The organism is Flavobacterium sp. GW823-FHT04A11 (genome assembly GCF_058796535.1).
Window position 1 is genome coordinate 737004 of record NZ_CM179503.1, and the last position, 15500, is coordinate 752503.

The 15500-nt window shown below is 31.3% G+C and carries 18 protein-coding genes; 6 read left to right on the forward strand and 12 right to left on the reverse strand.

Features of this window, described 5'->3' with window-relative positions:
- Positions 1-29: 29 nt before the first annotated feature.
- The 6 genes from accC to pdxA form a co-directional block, all read right to left on the reverse strand.
- The gene (accC, locus tag AC3QL1_RS03360) at positions 30-1379 is read right to left on the reverse strand and encodes an acetyl-CoA carboxylase biotin carboxylase subunit (protein ID WP_492495093.1); all 1350 of its coding nucleotides are present in this window, start codon (positions 1377-1379) and stop codon (positions 30-32) included.
- 102 nt (positions 1380-1481) lie between these two features.
- Positions 1482-1967, reverse strand: coding sequence for an acetyl-CoA carboxylase biotin carboxyl carrier protein (accB, locus tag AC3QL1_RS03365; RefSeq protein WP_492495095.1), 486 nt, complete (start codon positions 1965-1967; stop codon positions 1482-1484).
- Positions 1968-1990: 23 nt separating this feature from the next.
- The gene (locus AC3QL1_RS03370) at positions 1991-2989 is read right to left on the reverse strand and encodes a beta-ketoacyl-ACP synthase III (RefSeq protein WP_264535354.1); all 999 of its coding nucleotides are present in this window, start codon (positions 2987-2989) and stop codon (positions 1991-1993) included.
- A gap of 172 nt (positions 2990-3161) precedes the next feature.
- Entirely contained in the window at positions 3162-3356 is a 195-nt protein-coding gene (gene rpmF / locus AC3QL1_RS03375; RefSeq protein WP_031455170.1) for a 50S ribosomal protein L32, read from the reverse strand.
- A 9-nt stretch (positions 3357-3365) separates the two neighbouring features.
- Positions 3366-3908 carry a YceD family protein gene (locus AC3QL1_RS03380; protein ID WP_492495098.1) on the reverse strand — a complete coding sequence of 181 codons (543 nt, stop codon included), beginning with the start codon at positions 3906-3908 and terminating at the stop codon, positions 3366-3368.
- Between the two features lie 104 nt (positions 3909-4012).
- Positions 4013-5062 carry a 4-hydroxythreonine-4-phosphate dehydrogenase PdxA gene (pdxA, locus tag AC3QL1_RS03385; RefSeq protein ID WP_492495099.1) on the reverse strand — a complete coding sequence of 350 codons (1050 nt, stop codon included), beginning with the start codon at positions 5060-5062 and terminating at the stop codon, positions 4013-4015.
- 57 nt (positions 5063-5119) lie between these two features.
- Between pdxA and AC3QL1_RS03390 the strand changes: the two genes are divergently transcribed.
- Entirely contained in the window at positions 5120-5710 is a 591-nt protein-coding gene (locus AC3QL1_RS03390; protein WP_492495101.1) for a riboflavin synthase, read from the forward strand.
- 32 nt (positions 5711-5742) lie between these two features.
- Here AC3QL1_RS03390 and AC3QL1_RS03395 read toward each other — a convergent pair whose 3' ends face one another.
- The 4 genes from AC3QL1_RS03395 to AC3QL1_RS03410 form a co-directional block, all read right to left on the reverse strand.
- Positions 5743-5982: a hypothetical protein gene (locus AC3QL1_RS03395; RefSeq protein ID WP_492495102.1), complete on the reverse strand. Its 240-nt coding sequence runs from the start codon at positions 5980-5982 to the stop codon at positions 5743-5745.
- Between the two features lie 1148 nt (positions 5983-7130).
- The gene (locus tag AC3QL1_RS03400) at positions 7131-7316 is read right to left on the reverse strand and encodes a hypothetical protein (RefSeq protein ID WP_492495104.1); all 186 of its coding nucleotides are present in this window, start codon (positions 7314-7316) and stop codon (positions 7131-7133) included.
- Between the two features lie 54 nt (positions 7317-7370).
- Positions 7371-7652 carry a hypothetical protein gene (locus AC3QL1_RS03405; RefSeq protein WP_492495106.1) on the reverse strand — a complete coding sequence of 94 codons (282 nt, stop codon included), beginning with the start codon at positions 7650-7652 and terminating at the stop codon, positions 7371-7373.
- Between the two features lie 87 nt (positions 7653-7739).
- On the reverse strand, positions 7740-8063 hold the full coding sequence (locus AC3QL1_RS03410) for a hypothetical protein (RefSeq protein ID WP_492495108.1): 324 nt from the start codon (positions 8061-8063) through the stop codon (positions 7740-7742).
- A 126-nt stretch (positions 8064-8189) separates the two neighbouring features.
- Between AC3QL1_RS03410 and AC3QL1_RS03415 the strand changes: the two genes are divergently transcribed.
- Complete coding sequence (locus AC3QL1_RS03415) at positions 8190-8420, forward strand: helix-turn-helix domain-containing protein (protein WP_492495109.1); 231 nt, start codon at positions 8190-8192, stop codon at positions 8418-8420.
- A gap of 129 nt (positions 8421-8549) precedes the next feature.
- Here the strand turns inward: AC3QL1_RS03415 and AC3QL1_RS03420 are convergent, their stop codons facing one another.
- A complete protein-coding gene (locus tag AC3QL1_RS03420) occupies positions 8550-8984 on the reverse strand; it encodes a JAB domain-containing protein (RefSeq protein ID WP_492495111.1) in 435 nt (144 codons plus the stop codon).
- A 59-nt stretch (positions 8985-9043) separates the two neighbouring features.
- Entirely contained in the window at positions 9044-9451 is a 408-nt protein-coding gene (locus tag AC3QL1_RS03425; RefSeq protein WP_492495113.1) for a hypothetical protein, read from the reverse strand.
- A 522-nt stretch (positions 9452-9973) separates the two neighbouring features.
- Between AC3QL1_RS03425 and AC3QL1_RS03430 the strand changes: the two genes are divergently transcribed.
- Genes AC3QL1_RS03430 through AC3QL1_RS03445 form a run of 4 tightly spaced genes read left to right on the forward strand, consistent with a single transcriptional unit; the run spans position 9974 to position 15388 of the window.
- On the forward strand, positions 9974-11398 hold the full coding sequence (locus tag AC3QL1_RS03430) for a class I SAM-dependent DNA methyltransferase (protein ID WP_492495115.1): 1425 nt from the start codon (positions 9974-9976) through the stop codon (positions 11396-11398).
- Positions 11395-12984: a restriction endonuclease subunit S gene (locus tag AC3QL1_RS03435; protein ID WP_492495117.1), complete on the forward strand. Its 1590-nt coding sequence runs from the start codon at positions 11395-11397 to the stop codon at positions 12982-12984. Before AC3QL1_RS03430 ends, AC3QL1_RS03435 begins: the two co-directional genes overlap by 4 nt.
- Positions 12981-14588, forward strand: a complete 1608-nt coding sequence (locus AC3QL1_RS03440; RefSeq protein WP_492495119.1) for an AAA family ATPase — start codon at positions 12981-12983, stop codon at positions 14586-14588. The genes AC3QL1_RS03435 and AC3QL1_RS03440 overlap by 4 nt, the downstream gene beginning before the upstream one ends.
- Entirely contained in the window at positions 14585-15388 is an 804-nt protein-coding gene (locus AC3QL1_RS03445; RefSeq protein WP_492495121.1) for an HNH endonuclease family protein, read from the forward strand. Before AC3QL1_RS03440 ends, AC3QL1_RS03445 begins: the two co-directional genes overlap by 4 nt.
- The last annotated feature ends 112 nt before the right edge of the window (positions 15389-15500 follow it).

Here is a 15500-nt window from a genome sequence, read left to right on the forward strand (position 1 = left end):
AAGGCTGTCGAAATTGACAGCCTTTTAATTTATTCTTGTATTGGATTCATTTTAAACGTATCCATAAATGCAGTTGTATAATCTCCTGCAATATATCTCGGATCATCCATTAATTGTCTGTGGAAAGGTATTGTTGTTTTAACACCTTCGATAACAAACTCATCCAAAGCTCTTCGCATTTTGCTGATAGCTTCTTCACGCGATTGTGCCGTAGTAATTAATTTAGCGATCATTGAATCGTAATTTGGCGGAATGCTATAACCTGAATAAACGTGAGTATCTAAACGAACTCCATGTCCTCCTGGCATATGAAGCGTAGTAATTTTTCCTGGTGAAGGGCGAAAATCATTATAAGGATCTTCGGCATTAATACGACATTCTATAGCGTGTAATTCCGGTAAGTAATTTTTTCCTGAAATTGGAATTCCGGCAGCTACCATAATTTGCTCACGAATCAAATCATAATCAATAACCTGTTCTGTGATTGGGTGCTCTACCTGAATACGGGTATTCATTTCCATGAAATAGAAATTTCTGTGTTTGTCAACCAAAAATTCTACAGTTCCTGCACCTTCATATTTAATAAATTCAGCAGCTTTTACAGCAGCTTCTCCCATTGCAGTACGCAATTCATCTGTCATGAATGGCGAAGGTGTTTCTTCAGTAAGTTTTTGGTGACGACGCTGAACTGAGCAATCTCTTTCAGAAAGGTGACATGCTTTTCCGTAAGAATCTCCCACAACCTGAATTTCAATATGACGTGGTTCTTCAATAAGTTTCTCCATGTACATACCGTCATTTCCAAAAGCAGCAGCAGCTTCCTGACGTGCACTTTCCCAAGCTTTCAAAAGCTCTTCTTCTTTCCAGACAGCACGCATTCCTTTTCCACCACCACCGGCAGTTGCTTTAAGCATAACCGGGTAACCAAATTCTTTAGCTAATTTTTGTGTTTGTTCGAAAGATTCTAATAATCCTTCTGAACCTGGTACACATGGAACTCCTGCCGCTTTCATTGTCGCTTTTGCAGAAGCTTTATCTCCCATTCTATCAATCATTTCAGGAGCGGCACCAATAAATTTGATTCCGTGTTCCTGACAAATTTTTGAGAATTTAGCATTCTCAGAAAGAAATCCATATCCTGGATGTATTGCATCTGCATTTGTAATTTCGGCAGCGGCAATAATATTTGACATTTTCAAATACGATAAGTTACTTGGAGGAGGACCAATACAAACCGCTTCGTCAGCGAACTTAACATGTAGACTTTCTGCATCGGCTGTAGAGTAAACTGCTACAGTTTTGATTCCCATTTCTTTACATGTACGAATTACACGAAGTGCAATTTCTCCTCTATTCGCAATTAATATTTTTTTAAACATCTTTATTTTAATTAGATAATTAGACAATTTGATCATTAGATAATTTTAGATGATTCACAATTGTTTCTCATTCTAAAATCTAAAATCTAAAATCTAAATTTTTTATGATGGATCAACTAAGAATAAAGGCTGGTCAAATTCTACCGGAGACATATCATCTACAAGAATTTTCACAATTTTACCTGAAACTTCTGATTCGATTTCGTTGAATAATTTCATTGCTTCAATTACACAAAGAACATCACCTTTAGCGATTGTGCTTCCTACTTCAGTGAAAACTGGCTTGTCTGGAGATGGTTTTCTATAAAAAGTACCAATTATTGGTGATTTTATAGTAATGAATTTCGAATCTTCTGCAGGAACAGATGCTTCGCTAGTTACGTTTACAACAGCTGGAGCTTGTTGTGGAGCAACTGCTTGTGGCAATTGCGCCTGTGCTGGCAATTGTTGTACGTAAGTAGTTTCAGTAACGTTTCCTTCTAAAGTTGTTCTGATCGTGATTTTTACATCATCCATTTCCAACTTTACTTCTGCAACTCCCGAATTTGCTACAAATTTGATTAGGTTTTGAATTTCTTTTAAATCCATAATGATTCGTTTTTAGTTTTAATTTATTTTTTATCGTAAGCCCATTTCAAATAGATAGATCCCCAAGTGAATCCACCACCAAAAGCGGCAAAAATAATATTATCTCCTTTTTTCAATAGGTGTTCAAAATCGTATAGTACTAATGGCAAAGTAGCTGAAGTTGTATTACCATATCTTTCGATATTCATTAATACCTTAGAATCATCAAGATTCATTCTGCCTGCAGTTGCGTCAATAATACGTTTGTTTGCCTGATGTGGCACTAACCAGCTTACATCTTCATTAGTCAAATTGTTTCTTTTTACGATCAATTCGCTTGCATCAGCCATATTGGTAACAGCAAATTTAAAAACGGTTTTTCCGTCCTGAATAATATTGTGCTGTCTGTTTTTTACGGTCTCTTCTGTAGTAGGTATTAGAGAACCTCCGGCAGGAATTTTAAGATAATCGCGTCCTTGTCCATCGCTTCGTAAGTATTCATCCTGTAAGCCTAAGCCTTCATAATTTGGTTCGAATAAAACAGCTCCTGCTCCATCTCCAAAAATAATACAAGTTGATCTGTCTGTATAATCTACAATTGATGACATTTTATCTGCACCAATTAACAGTACTTTTTTGTATCGACCTGACTGCACATAAGCCGCAGCAGTTGACATTCCGTATAAGAAACTTGAACATGCAGCCTGCAAATCGTATGCAAATGCATTTGTAGCTCCAATTTGTGTTGCAACATAAACTCCTGTAGAGGCTACCGGCATATCTGCAGTAGCTGTTGCCATGATTACCATATCAATCTCTAATGGATCAATATTAGCTTTTGCTATTAAATCTTGTGCTGCTTTTATAGCAAGAAACGATGTTCCTTTATCAGCATCTTTAAGAATTCTTCTTTCTTTAATTCCGGTACGAGTGGTAATCCATTCGTCATTGGTATCTACCATTGTTTCTAATACTTTGTTCGAAAGAACAAAGTCTGGAACATAGCCTCCAACAGCGGTAATTGCGGCTGTGATTGTATTCATTATATTCTATTATTTCCTTCCAAATATTATTATTTGAAAAATTTTTAAAAGACTTGAAAAGTACAAAAAAAAACGAAGCGAATTTGTATCTATTTTCTTAAAAACCGAAAATTATAACCAACAAAAAAAACTCTCACTATGTGAGAGTTCCAGTATAATTTACAAAAACGTATTAAGCAACCGCTTCAGATTTATCGATAACAACTTGTCCTCTGTAATACATTTTACCTTCATGCCAGTAAGCTCTGTGGTATAAATGTGCTTCTCCAGTAATAGGACATGTAGCGATTTGAGCTACAGTAGCTTTATAATGTGTTCTTCTCTTATCTCTTCTTGTTTTCGAGATTTTTCTCTTAGGATGTGCCATTTTACTATATTATTTATCCGTTAATAGTTTCTTTAGTTTGTCCCAACGCGGGTCAATATCTTCTTCTTGTTTACTCTCTTCTTTTTGTTCTTTTACTGTTAATTCATTCAGTTTTGTTAAAGCTTCACTTTGTAAAGTTCCGTCTTTTACGCCTGGATGAACTCGTTTTAGCGGTACCGAAAGTGCAATCATTTCATAAATGTATTGCGCAACATCTAATTCATGTTCGCCATGCGGCAGGATTAGCAATTCTTCATTATCATTATTGAATTCATCTCCAAAACGAACAATCAATTTCATTTTTCCTTTTATAGGAAGATCAAAATCTTCGCCTGTCAGATCACAAGGCACATTTACAGTTCCTTTGTGTTTGAATTCCAACTCTAACATGTTGCTTTTCTTATCTAAAACCAAATTTACTTTGATATCCGAACTCTGAAATTCGTCGTAATCAAAGTTCTCAAAGAACGCATTACTTATCTGATACTCAAAATGGTGTTTTCCCAGCTTTAATCCAATAAATGGAATTAAAAATTCTTTTGTTTTGCTCATTTCAACATCAATTTGTCCTCTTCATATCTAAACTAGATATCCGAATTGGGGTGCAAAGATATAAAATTATTGTAAAACTAATAATCTTATTCACCTTTTTTTGTTTATAACTGTTTTTCTTTTATTTTAAGAGGTTTTTGGCTAATCTCCTCATACTGATTACGCGAGCGAAAAATATCAATCGCGAGATAAACTGCTTCCTTAAACGAATTGTAATCTGCCATGTCTTTTCCTGCAATATCATACGCTGTACCGTGATCCGGAGAGGTTCTCACCTTATTTAATCCGGCTGTATAATTAACTCCTTTCCCGAAAGAAAGTGTTTTAAACGGAATCAATCCCTGATCGTGATAAGTCGCTACAATAGCATCATATTTCTCATATTGACCGCTTCCAAAAAAACCATCTGCCGGAAACGGACCAAAAACCATCGTTCCCGAATCGAATATTTTCTTTAAAGCCGGTTTTAAAACCAAATCGTCTTCTTTTCCTATAACTCCTCCATCACCGGCATGTGGATTTAATCCTAAAACGGCGATTTTCGGCTTTACAATACTAAAATCCTGAATCAGAGATTTTCTTACTGTTTCGATTTTTCTTGTAATTAATTCTTCTGTTAAATGAGATGAAACTTCATTTAAAGGAACATGATCGGTCAACAACCCTACTCTTAAATTATCCTGAACCATCATCATCAAAGCATTTCCTTCTAATTCCTGATCTAAATAATCTGTATGTCCCGGAAATTTAAATTCTTCTGACTGAATATTGTATTTATTGATAGGCGCTGTAACCAAAACATCAATTAAATCTTCTTTTAAAGCTTTAGTTGCGGCAACAAATGATTTGATAGCATAAGTTCCTATTTTCTCATCATTGGCACCCAAATTAATATCAACTCCTTCTTTCCATAAATTATAGACGTTAACCTTACCTGGTATTACCTGATCTAATTTATCTACACCATGAAACTGAACTGTCGAAGTAAAGCTTTTCTTTACAAAAGAAAGTATTTTGGCATTTGCAAAAATAACCGGCGTACACAGTTCTAACATACGAGAATCTTCGAATGTTTTTAATATAACTTCGCTTCCAATACCGTTTAAATCTCCTATTGAAATTCCAACAATTATATTTTCTGCTTTTTTATTCATGAGCTCAGATTATTTATTACTAATTTTGATGTGCAAATTTAGTAAAATAAAACAACAATGTTTACAGGAATTATAGAAACCCTAGGAAGGATTCACGAAATACGAAAAGACCAAAACAATCTTCATATAACTGTCGATTCATCAATTACAAATGAATTAAAAATTGACCAAAGCGTTTCGCACAACGGAATTTGCTTAACCGTTGTCGATATAAAAGATTCTTTTTATACCGTAACAGCGATAGATGAAACCATTTTAAAAACCAATATTGGCGAATGGCAGGTAAACGATATTGTAAATCTTGAAAGAGGAATGAAATTGGGAGACAGACTTGACGGACATATTGTACAAGGTCACGTAGACCAAACCGGAACCTGTATTAAAATTGAAGAAGCAAACGGAAGCTGGAATTATACTTTTGAATATGATAAAAATGCAAATAATATCACTATAGAAAAAGGATCGATTACCGTAAACGGAGTTAGCTTAACGGTTGTAAACTCTAAAACAAATGAATTTAGCGTTTCGATTATACCTTATACTTTTGAAAATACTAATTTCAAGAACTTTAAAGTGGGAACTAAAATCAATTTGGAGTTTGATGTAGTTGGAAAATATATTTCGAGACTTTATTTGATAAACAAATAATCGAAAAGTTAATCCATAAAAAAAGCTTCAATTTATATTGAAGCTTTTTTTATGCCTTTATATCTAAATATGGTATATGTTCCGAAAGCTAAGGCGCCAACCAATAAAACCATTAAGTTTTGATCAATAGCTCCTCCGGGAGGAGGCGGTGGCGGTGCAGCCGCTGACCTTGATGTTGACGTTGGTGCTGGCGGATTTGGTCCTGCTATAACACTTGAAATACTTATCAAGGTTACAAATAATACTAAAAAAACAGTCTTTGTTATTTTCATAAATCTCAACTTACTGACTAACAGCAAGGTACATTATTAAATTCAACTTTTTTTATTATAATTCGCACAAAAACAATGTTTTACGCTTTATTACTTTGGCAAATGTATAAGATTTTGTCTGAAATCCAACTTTTTTAAACGAAAAAACTTTGCAATTTTTTGCGTGTTTTTTTATGGAATCAACAAATTACATGCTACAGTATATTGTAACACATGTTTCTCTATTTACGAATAATTTTAATCTTTGGTTTTAATAATTACAACCAAACTAGTGAGTATTATTTTTTGATTTCATTTTGATGAACTTTTTATTTTTCATCCCTATTATTTTTTCACAAATAAAAAAACAAAACCGAATATATTGATTTACAATTAATTAATTAAAAATAAGAAATGTTTCTTATTTTTATTCCAGAATCTTTAAAGCAAACTCCATAATTCGTGGATTAAAAAATTTTCCTGTACAATTTTAATTAAATAATATCTGATGCGAATAATAATCTACAGGTTTTCAACCAGATTCCAAAAATTTGATGTATAAAAAAAGCCTCTACATTGCTGTAAAGGCTTTACTAAAACTGTGGTCCCACCTGGGCTCGAAGAACGTGTGGTAAATCCCTATATTGCAAGTCTTTCTTTTTGCCATCAAATATTGGGTGTCCGAAATGAATGCCTCTAAACTAAATTTAAGATTTAAAAATCTCATCTAGATATATTCATTTGAAAATTAACAATTGCATTTCTTAGTTCAGATTTATCTTAACCATATTTCATAAACTTATGTAATCAAAACTAATTGTTTATCAAATTTAAAATCCATAGGATTTGAATGTAGGAGTAAATGTTCTATCAAAAGTATTGTATAGAAATAAAGCTTCATACACTGAATCTTGACATATAAATAAGCTCCCCAAATTAGAATCAGAATAAAGAATTTCACTTGATTGATTACCTGTTATTTTTAAATTCAGATTTGAAATTCCAGTACCTCTCCCGCTCCCAGAATTAGCTGGATTAAAATTTAAGAGCTTAATTCTGATTCCTATTATTTTACCTGAAAGATTTTCATTCTTTAGAAACTGCTTCTTGTGTGTTTCCACTAAAACTTAAACTGCTTTTAACGTTGTCATCTGAAAGATATTCTACTTTTATAGATAGGAATTACTTGAAACATCACAACTATTTGTTTTTAATGTACCACCTACCTCAACTTTGTAACTAGTATTTACTGTATTTGTACCTGTCTTTTTTTCATAAATTGTAAAATTTGAAGTTTCTCCATCTTTAAATAATTTAATTTTATAGCCACTCATAAAAACAACATTGTCTTTCATTACGACTGTAACACCTTTAGGGAATGTTCGGATTAATAATCCATTTACTAAACTTCACGTGCCATTTTCTTCGTCCATATCTGAACAATCAAAATAATTTTTATAGTTGATTGTTTTATCGCTATTAAAGGTATAGCTGTTTTTACAAGCATTAGTATTTAGCTTTATAGTTTCTACTCCTGTAGTTAAATTTCTATTTCCGGTACTTATAACTTCCCAAGTCCCGACAAGCTTTTCTTCTTCCTTGCTTACACTCGTAGAATTTTCATCATTGCTACAATTTACTGCAAACATAGAAATCAGTAATAAGATTGATAATTGCAAAGTTTTTGTCATTTTAATTCGTTTAGAGTTTGTATTTAATAATTTTAACTTTCTGAGAATTAGGATATGTAATTATCTCGACTAATCCTCTAAAATCGTCTAATCCATTTCCAATATATATTTGAAATCCTCTAAACCAAAGCTTTTAAAAACCTCACTCTTATAATTATCGGGGTTAACGTCTGGTTCCAAAATGATAACCTTTATTTCAGAATCATCTTTAACATCTCTAAGCTTTAATGGATAGTTAGAGATATTAAATCCATTTGTATGTCTAAGAGACTTTGAATCCCAATCAAAAAATACAGTAGTGGGATATTTAAAAACATTTTCATTTTCAGTGTAATAACTTGAAAAATATTGATTTTGACCAATTGAAGCAAATGACTTCATCATTAGCAAAAGCGCTATAATTTTTTTCATATTAGATTTACTTAAAATTTATTTGACGTTTATAATTTCATAATTTAGAGTACATAGATACGAATCAATCAACCACGTAACGCATCCGTTCCTCTAAAATTCAACCCAAAGGTCAAATTTTGACTAATGGATAAAGAGCAGACACTTCAAAGATTTGGCAAGAAGATCAAAGAAATAAGAGAATCCAAAGGATTAACTCAAGCTCAACTTGCGCACAATATTGATAAGGATAGGGAATCAATTGCAAGATTGGAAAGAGGTGCAATAAATCCTACTTACATTTATTTATTAGAGGTTTGTGAAGGACTTGAAATTACAATAGAAGAACTTATGAGGTTCAGTGCTAACAACGAGTAAGATTTAGCTATCTATATATGTATTGGATAAAAGTAAAAAGTGTATTTTGTATTAAATACAATCAAGTAATAACACGTATACACTTTTACTTTATCATAAGACCTCAACAATCTCCCTGCACACTAGAAATTATAATATGAGATTATCACTAAAGCTATAATATCCTTGTCCTGTAATTATTAAATGATCAAGAAGATTTAAATCTAATATTCTACAGGCTTCTTTAAGCTTTTTTGTTATTGATTTGTCAGGCTCACTAGGCTCTAAAGTACCACTTGGATGATTATGTGTTATTACAATACTCGAGGCATTACATTTTAGTGCGATACCCAGAATTATTTTAATATCCACCACAGTTCCTGAAGTTCCCCCTTTAGACATTTCATGAATTCCTAACACAATATTAGCTCTACTAAGAAGTACGATTTTCACTTCTTCTTGGAATTCTATAAGATCTAAATCCCACTGCTTCAAAACCAGATTATATAAAATTTGGCTATTTGTTACTTTTATCCTTTCAAAGTTATTATTCGAATAGGAAACTTTTATTTCTGCTACTTCCATAAAGAATTTAAGTGTTAAAACCAATATAGATATACCATACAAGAACTAACACTTCTTAATTATTGAATTGACATTTCCGCTAAATGACCATTACGAGAGAATGTTTCTATTTTCGTAGCAAAATCATTTTCAAGTACCCCTTTATTAGAGCTAGTGGAACTAGGAATATTTATCTCTGGCTGATAAACATACCTATGGGTTAACATTATAATTTCTCCTGTTTCTCTAACAGTGTATTCATAAGGTTCTGAATCCATTTTTCTAATGCTTCCTGGCATATCAGTTCCTAATAATGCCTTACAGGTTTCCTCATCAAACGTAGATGAGATATTCGCTTTTTTTGCTGTGGCGTAATATTGCCCTGTTTTGGTGCTTAATACCATTTCAATTCCACTTTGGATTTCTAAAACAAAGAATGGTTTCCCTTCCTCTGTTTGTCTTTTTTGATAGTTTACAATTCGTACCATGTTTTTGTTTTTTTGAGTTGATAATATCCTGATTCCAAAGCATCCTTTCTTCTTGAAAAATTACGGCTTTCAACTTGAATTTTTATGAAGGAAAAAATGCTTTAAAAATCAGGAGCAAAAAATTTCTTCTCGCTCAGAATAAGTGGGGTATTTAGTAAGTTATAAAAAGGGAGGGGGGAGGTTTAGAGGTGGATTACGAATATGTAAAATGATGAGCAGATTTTTTTTTAATAATTAATTGTGGCAAATGACAAAAACATGTTGTTTACCACTAATTAATAGTTACTTAGATTATAAATTTCATAATCAATTTTTATAACATCATTTATGCTTAAACTATTATATAAAATAATATATTTATAATCTAAATTTCATAACTACTTAAAATTAGTTTTATCAGATTAATATCGATTCAATATTTAAACTTAATGGTTATTGCTATTGACATGAATTTACTAAAAATTTATAGAAAAAACTTCAAATGTAGTTAAGCAAAATATCAAAAATAATTAAAAACAATAAATGAGTACAACAAGTATAATTAGATCCATTAGAAACATAATGAGAAAAGACGAGGGCGTAGATGGAGATGCACAACGTATTTCTCAGATGGTATGGATGCTTTTTATGAAAATATTTGCAGACAAAGAAGAAGAGTGGAAAAAAACAAGAAAGGAATATAAAAGTCCAATCCCTGAAAAATTAAAATGGCAGAATTGGGCAGCAGATGAAAATGGATTAACCGGAGAAGAATTAATAGCATTTATCAATGATGATTTATTTCCGATTTTAAAAACAATTGACCCCACAGATACAGATCAATCTGTAATTATAAAATCAGTTTTTAATGATACTTATAATTACATGAAAAGCGGAAATCTATTTCGTCAAGTCATTAATGAAATAAATAAAATAGATTTTTCAAAAAACAATAAGGATAGACATGTTTTTAACGATATTTATGAATCAATTTTAAAAGAACTACAAAGTGCTAAATCATCAGGTGAATATTATACACCTAGAGCAGTTACTCAATTTATGGTTGACATGGTTAATCCCCAAATAGGAGAAAGTGTCTTAGATCCTGCTTGCGGTACTGGAGGATTTCTTACTTGTTCTTTGGATAGATTATCAAAGCTAAAAGATTTTGATGAGACTTCAATAGTCATTCAGAATTCTATAAGAGGAGTAGAAAAAAAACCGCTCCCACATTTACTTTGCACTACTAATTTAATACTTCATGGTATTGAAAAACCAGCTATAATTAAAGGAAATCTATTATCAATCAAATATGACAGTTGGACAACTGAAGACCAAGTAAACATTGTGCTTTCAAATCCTCCTTTTGGTGGACAAGAAGAAGATGGAACTGAGAAAAATTTTCCTGAAGAATTTAGGACTAAAGAAACAGCAGATTTGTTCTTGGCGCTAATTATTAAAATTCTAAAAAAGGATGGTCGTGCAGCTGTAGTATTACCTGACGGTTCTTTATTTGGTGAGGGAGTAAAAACAAGAATAAAAGAAGAACTCGTAACAAAATGTAACTTACACACAATCATAAGATTACCAAACGGTGTTTTTAACCCCTATACGCCAATTAAAACAAATTTACTTTTCTTTGAAAAAGGGAAGTCAACAAAAGAAATTTGGTACTATGAAATGCCCTACCCTGAAGGAATAAAAAACTTTAGCACCTCTAGACCTGTTGATATTAAACACTTCGATGAAATTAAAAAATGGTGGGGTAATCGAACTGAAAATAAAAATTCTTGGAAAGTTTCTATAAATGAAATAAAAGAAAGAAATTTCGATTTGGATATAAAAAAAAATAATCTTGATTCAGAAGAAAAAACAATACATTCAACGGAAGAATTATTATCAATACTCGATATTTCTTTTCAAAAAAGTGCTCAATTATTAGCTGAAATTAAAAATGCTCTTTTATGAAAGACTGGAATAAAGTAAAATTAGGAACACTTTTAACCGAATCTAAAGTCATTTCAGCAACTCCAAATGCAGACAATCGTATTCGAGTAAAACTTAATGTATTGGGTATAGAAAAAAGACCTATTACAAAAGACAAAAAAGGAGCTACGAAATATTACATAAGAAAAGAGGGGCAATTTGTTTATGGCAAACAAAATTTACATAAGGGAGCATTTGGAATAATTCCTAAAGAATTAGATGGTTTTGAATCAAGTCAGGATATACCTGCATTTGATATTAATGATTCTTGCTATCCCGAATGGATTTTTTATTTTTTTTTAAAGAATAATTTCTATTTAAAACTCGAAAGTTTAGCTAAAGGTGTTGGATCGAAAAGAATTCAGCCAAAACAAATATTTGACTTAGACATTTATTTACCCCCAAAAAATGAACAGAAAACAATTATTGATAAAATTAAGGAAGTTGAAATTAACAACAAAAAATTAATCCAAGAAATAAAACTCCAACGAAAAAATTTAACCTTAATAAAAAAATCAATAATACAAGAGGCAATTGAAGGAAGGCTGACTAGAGATTGGAGATTAAACAATGTACCAGATGAATCCGCAATTAGCTTATTAGATAGAATTAAAGATAGAAAAAAACAACTCGTTAAGGAGAAAAAGATAAAAAAAGAAATATCAACATCAACAATCACTGAAAATGAAATTCCCTTCCAAATTCCAGAAACTTGGGAGTGGTGCAGAATACAAGATATTTCAGAGAAACTTGGTGCAGGAAGTACTCCAAAAGGAGGGAAATCAGTTTATATATCGGAAGGAATAATGTTTTTTAGATCTCAAAATATTCATAACGAAGGATTATTTCTTGATGATGTAGTCTTTATTACGAACGAGGTTCATGAAAGAATGAAAGGGACAAAGGTTTTTGCAAAAGATATTCTTTTAAATATTACAGGAGGTTCCATTGGGCGAAGCACATTAATCGATGATGATTTTGAAACTGCTAACGTAAGTCAGCACGTTGCAATAGTTCGTATGATTGAATTAGATACTAGACAATATGTACATAATGTAATCATTTCTCCATATTTTAAAGAAAAAATAATGGAAGTACAGGTTGGGGTATCAAGAGAAGGCTTGAGTATGACAAGCTTAAAAAAACTATTAATTCCTTTACCATCAATTGCGGAACAAAATGTTATAATTGAAAAAATTAATCAATTCCAATTAAACTTTAATTTACTTGAACAAGATATAATTTCATCTATTGAAAATGCTGAAAAACTAATGGGCTCATTTTTATCAGAATTATTGGGCGATGAAAACAATTTACTAACAAATACTAATGCTATAAAAAAGCCAAATAAAGCAGATATAAGGGAAATAATGTACAATAGTAAAACAACAGTTATGGATTTGGTAGAAGTATTACAAAAAAATGGCAAGTTACATGCTGAGGATCTTTGGAAAATGTCTAAATTCCCAGATGATATAGATTCTTTTTATGCTGAGCTTAAAAAACAAATAGAAATCGTAAAATCCATTAAAGAAAGTAGTGAAAAAGGCTATCTTGAATTGATATGAGGATTAATAATATATATATAGAAGAGTTTAAAAATTTAAGAAATTTTACCATTGATTTGAATGGTAAAAAAATGAGTACTGTTCTATTAGGCCAAAATGCAGCCGGTAAGTCTAATTTACTGGAGGCAATTGTTATTATATTCAGAGATTTAGATTTAGAAGAGCTCACAAGTTTTAATTACTCAATTGAGTACGAATGTAGCAATAAAAAACTTAGAGTTGTTGGAGGGCCAGATACCAAAGGTAAATTTCAATTTTATAGTGGTATTACAACAAAAAATAATCAAATTTTATACACAGTAAAACCAATCTCTAAAACTCTTATTAAACATAACAAAGAAAGTTATTTGCCTAAATATGTCTTTAGTTATTATTCCGGAATTAGCAACAGATTATTAGAACATTTCGACAAACACCAAACGCGTTTTTATAAAGCATTATTAGAAGGAATTGATGCACCGCCAAGACCATTATTTTATGCAAGACAAATACATAGTTATTTTGTTTTAATGGCATTTTATGCATTTTCAGATAAAAAAGTTAGTGATTTTTTAACAGAATTTCTTGGTATTACAGGTTTAGAATCAGTTCTTTTTGTATTAAAAGAGCCTGTGTGGGCAAAAAACAAAAAAGATGCAAATCCATTAAATTTTTGGACTTCCAAAGGGGTCGTTCGTAATTTTTTAAATGATCTATGGGATGCATCCTTAGCTCCAATAGTGCATGAAGACACAGTTAGGGAAGACTTTAGAAGAAGTCATAAGCAAGAACAGCTATACCTTTACATTTCTAATCAAAATAAATTAATAGAAATTGCCAAAAAATATGGCACAAACACCGAATTTTTTAAGAGTTTAGAGAGCACCTATATATCAGATTTAATTCAAGAAGTAAGAGTCAAAGTTAAAAAAGTTAATGTCAATGGCGAAATTACTTTCAAAGAATTATCAGAAGGAGAACAACAATTATTGACAGTTTTAGGCTTGTTAAGATTTACAAAAGAAAACGAATCATTAATTCTTTTAGATGAACCAGATACTCACTTAAATCCTTTATGGAAATGGAAATACATGAATCTACTGGAAGAATATTCGGGTAAAGATGAATCAAGTCAAATTTTAATGACAACACATGACCCACTGGTTATTGGAGGGCTAACTAAGGAAGAAATTAGAATTTTTCAAACTATTAAAAGTAAAGATGATCAGGGGAAAGATTATCAAAAAATAGAAACATTTGAACCTGATTTTGATCCAAAAGGTTTAGGAGTTGCTGGAATATTAACTAGTGATTTATTTAAACTCCCAAGTACACTTGACGAAGACACTTTAGAGCTAATTTATGAAAGAAATGAACTTCTTTTAAAAAGAGATGAAGGCTCTTTTACAGAGAAAGACAAAATTCGATTACAAAAACTTTTTAATGAGTTACTAAACCTAGGAATAAATCACGTGGATAGAGATCCTTTATTTGAAAAATTTCTTATTGCTTATACAAAAGAGAAAAGAAACATTGCCAAAAGTATATCTACTGAAGACAACAAAATAAAAGAAAAGATTGCTCATGAGATCTTACAGAATCTATTAAAAAATGATGAAAAATGATTCATATTGATTTAAAAAACCATCCTCCTAAAAAGGAGTGGCTAGACAAAGCAAAACTAGTTGAAAAAGAACTAATTGCAGCTAAAACTTTGATTGAGAAACATCAGATAATAGACAAAAATGAAAAATTATGGGGCGAATTAAAAGAGCACTTAAGAGATATTAGAAACAAAAAATGTTGGTATTCTGAATCAATAAATGATGGAGCACATAGTCATGTTGATCACTTTAGACCTAAAAAAGAAGCTCTAGATGAATTAGGAAATAATAAAGGAGGGTATTGGTGGCTTGCATTTCAATGGATGAATTATCGATACGCAGGCCCCGCACCCAATATTCGTAAAAAAAGTCATTTTCCTGTTTCTAAAAACAAAGCGAATGATTATGGTGATTCTACCGAAAAAGAAGAAATCTTGTTACTAGATCCTATCATTTTATCAGATACTTTTAAAATTGGATTCGATTTGGAAGGAAAAGCTCAACCTCGAAATACAGACAAAAATTCAATTGATTACAAAAGAGCATTGTTTTCAATTGAAAAATATTATCTCAATAAACCTGATATGAAAATATCAAGAGGAGATCTTTATAAGAAAGCAAACACCTTAATTGGTGAAATATCTGACCTATTAGATCTAGAAAAAATCAAAAATGAATATGATAGAGTTAAAGAAATTTCAAGAAAAATGGAAGAACTTAAGCAATTAGCCCATGCAGATATGCAGTATGCAGGGACAGTAAGGTTTTGTTTAAGAGCATCAGGTTTTGACTGGGCATTAGATATAGCAATCGCGGCATGATTACTATTAAGTCAATTGTAAACCTGAAAACAAAGATCAAATTAATGAATTCAAAATCATATGAATACAAAAGTTTCAGACCTTTCAAAAAAATCATCGAAAAAAAAGTCAG

What these genes read in the sequence shown, in the direction of transcription:
- accC (WP_492495093.1), bottom strand. Translation starts at nt 1,379, where the DNA reads ATGTTTAAAAAAATATTAATTGCGAATAGAGGAGAAATTGCACTTCGT.
- accB (WP_492495095.1), bottom strand. Translation starts at nt 1,967, where the DNA reads ATGGATTTAAAAGAAATTCAAAACCTAATCAAATTTGTAGCAAATTCG.
- AC3QL1_RS03370 (WP_264535354.1), bottom strand. Translation starts at nt 2,989, where the DNA reads ATGAATACAATCACAGCCGCAATTACCGCTGTTGGAGGCTATGTTCCA.
- rpmF (WP_031455170.1), bottom strand. Translation starts at nt 3,356, where the DNA reads ATGGCACATCCTAAGAGAAAAATCTCGAAAACAAGAAGAGATAAGAGA.
- AC3QL1_RS03380 (WP_492495098.1), bottom strand. Translation starts at nt 3,908, where the DNA reads ATGAGCAAAACAAAAGAATTTTTAATTCCATTTATTGGATTAAAGCTG.
- pdxA (WP_492495099.1), bottom strand. Translation starts at nt 5,062, where the DNA reads ATGAATAAAAAAGCAGAAAATATAATTGTTGGAATTTCAATAGGAGAT.
- AC3QL1_RS03390 (WP_492495101.1), top strand. Translation starts at nt 5,120, where the DNA reads ATGTTTACAGGAATTATAGAAACCCTAGGAAGGATTCACGAAATACGA.
- AC3QL1_RS03395 (WP_492495102.1), bottom strand. Translation starts at nt 5,982, where the DNA reads ATGAAAATAACAAAGACTGTTTTTTTAGTATTATTTGTAACCTTGATA.
- AC3QL1_RS03400 (WP_492495104.1), bottom strand. Translation starts at nt 7,316, where the DNA reads ATGAAAGACAATGTTGTTTTTATGAGTGGCTATAAAATTAAATTATTT.
- AC3QL1_RS03405 (WP_492495106.1), bottom strand. Translation starts at nt 7,652, where the DNA reads ATGACAAAAACTTTGCAATTATCAATCTTATTACTGATTTCTATGTTT.
- AC3QL1_RS03410 (WP_492495108.1), bottom strand. Translation starts at nt 8,063, where the DNA reads ATGAAAAAAATTATAGCGCTTTTGCTAATGATGAAGTCATTTGCTTCA.
- AC3QL1_RS03415 (WP_492495109.1), top strand. Translation starts at nt 8,190, where the DNA reads ATGGATAAAGAGCAGACACTTCAAAGATTTGGCAAGAAGATCAAAGAA.
- AC3QL1_RS03420 (WP_492495111.1), bottom strand. Translation starts at nt 8,984, where the DNA reads ATGGAAGTAGCAGAAATAAAAGTTTCCTATTCGAATAATAACTTTGAA.
- AC3QL1_RS03425 (WP_492495113.1), bottom strand. Translation starts at nt 9,451, where the DNA reads ATGGTACGAATTGTAAACTATCAAAAAAGACAAACAGAGGAAGGGAAA.
- AC3QL1_RS03430 (WP_492495115.1), top strand. Translation starts at nt 9,974, where the DNA reads ATGAGTACAACAAGTATAATTAGATCCATTAGAAACATAATGAGAAAA.
- AC3QL1_RS03435 (WP_492495117.1), top strand. Translation starts at nt 11,395, where the DNA reads ATGAAAGACTGGAATAAAGTAAAATTAGGAACACTTTTAACCGAATCT.
- AC3QL1_RS03440 (WP_492495119.1), top strand. Translation starts at nt 12,981, where the DNA reads ATGAGGATTAATAATATATATATAGAAGAGTTTAAAAATTTAAGAAAT.
- AC3QL1_RS03445 (WP_492495121.1), top strand. Translation starts at nt 14,585, where the DNA reads ATGATTCATATTGATTTAAAAAACCATCCTCCTAAAAAGGAGTGGCTA.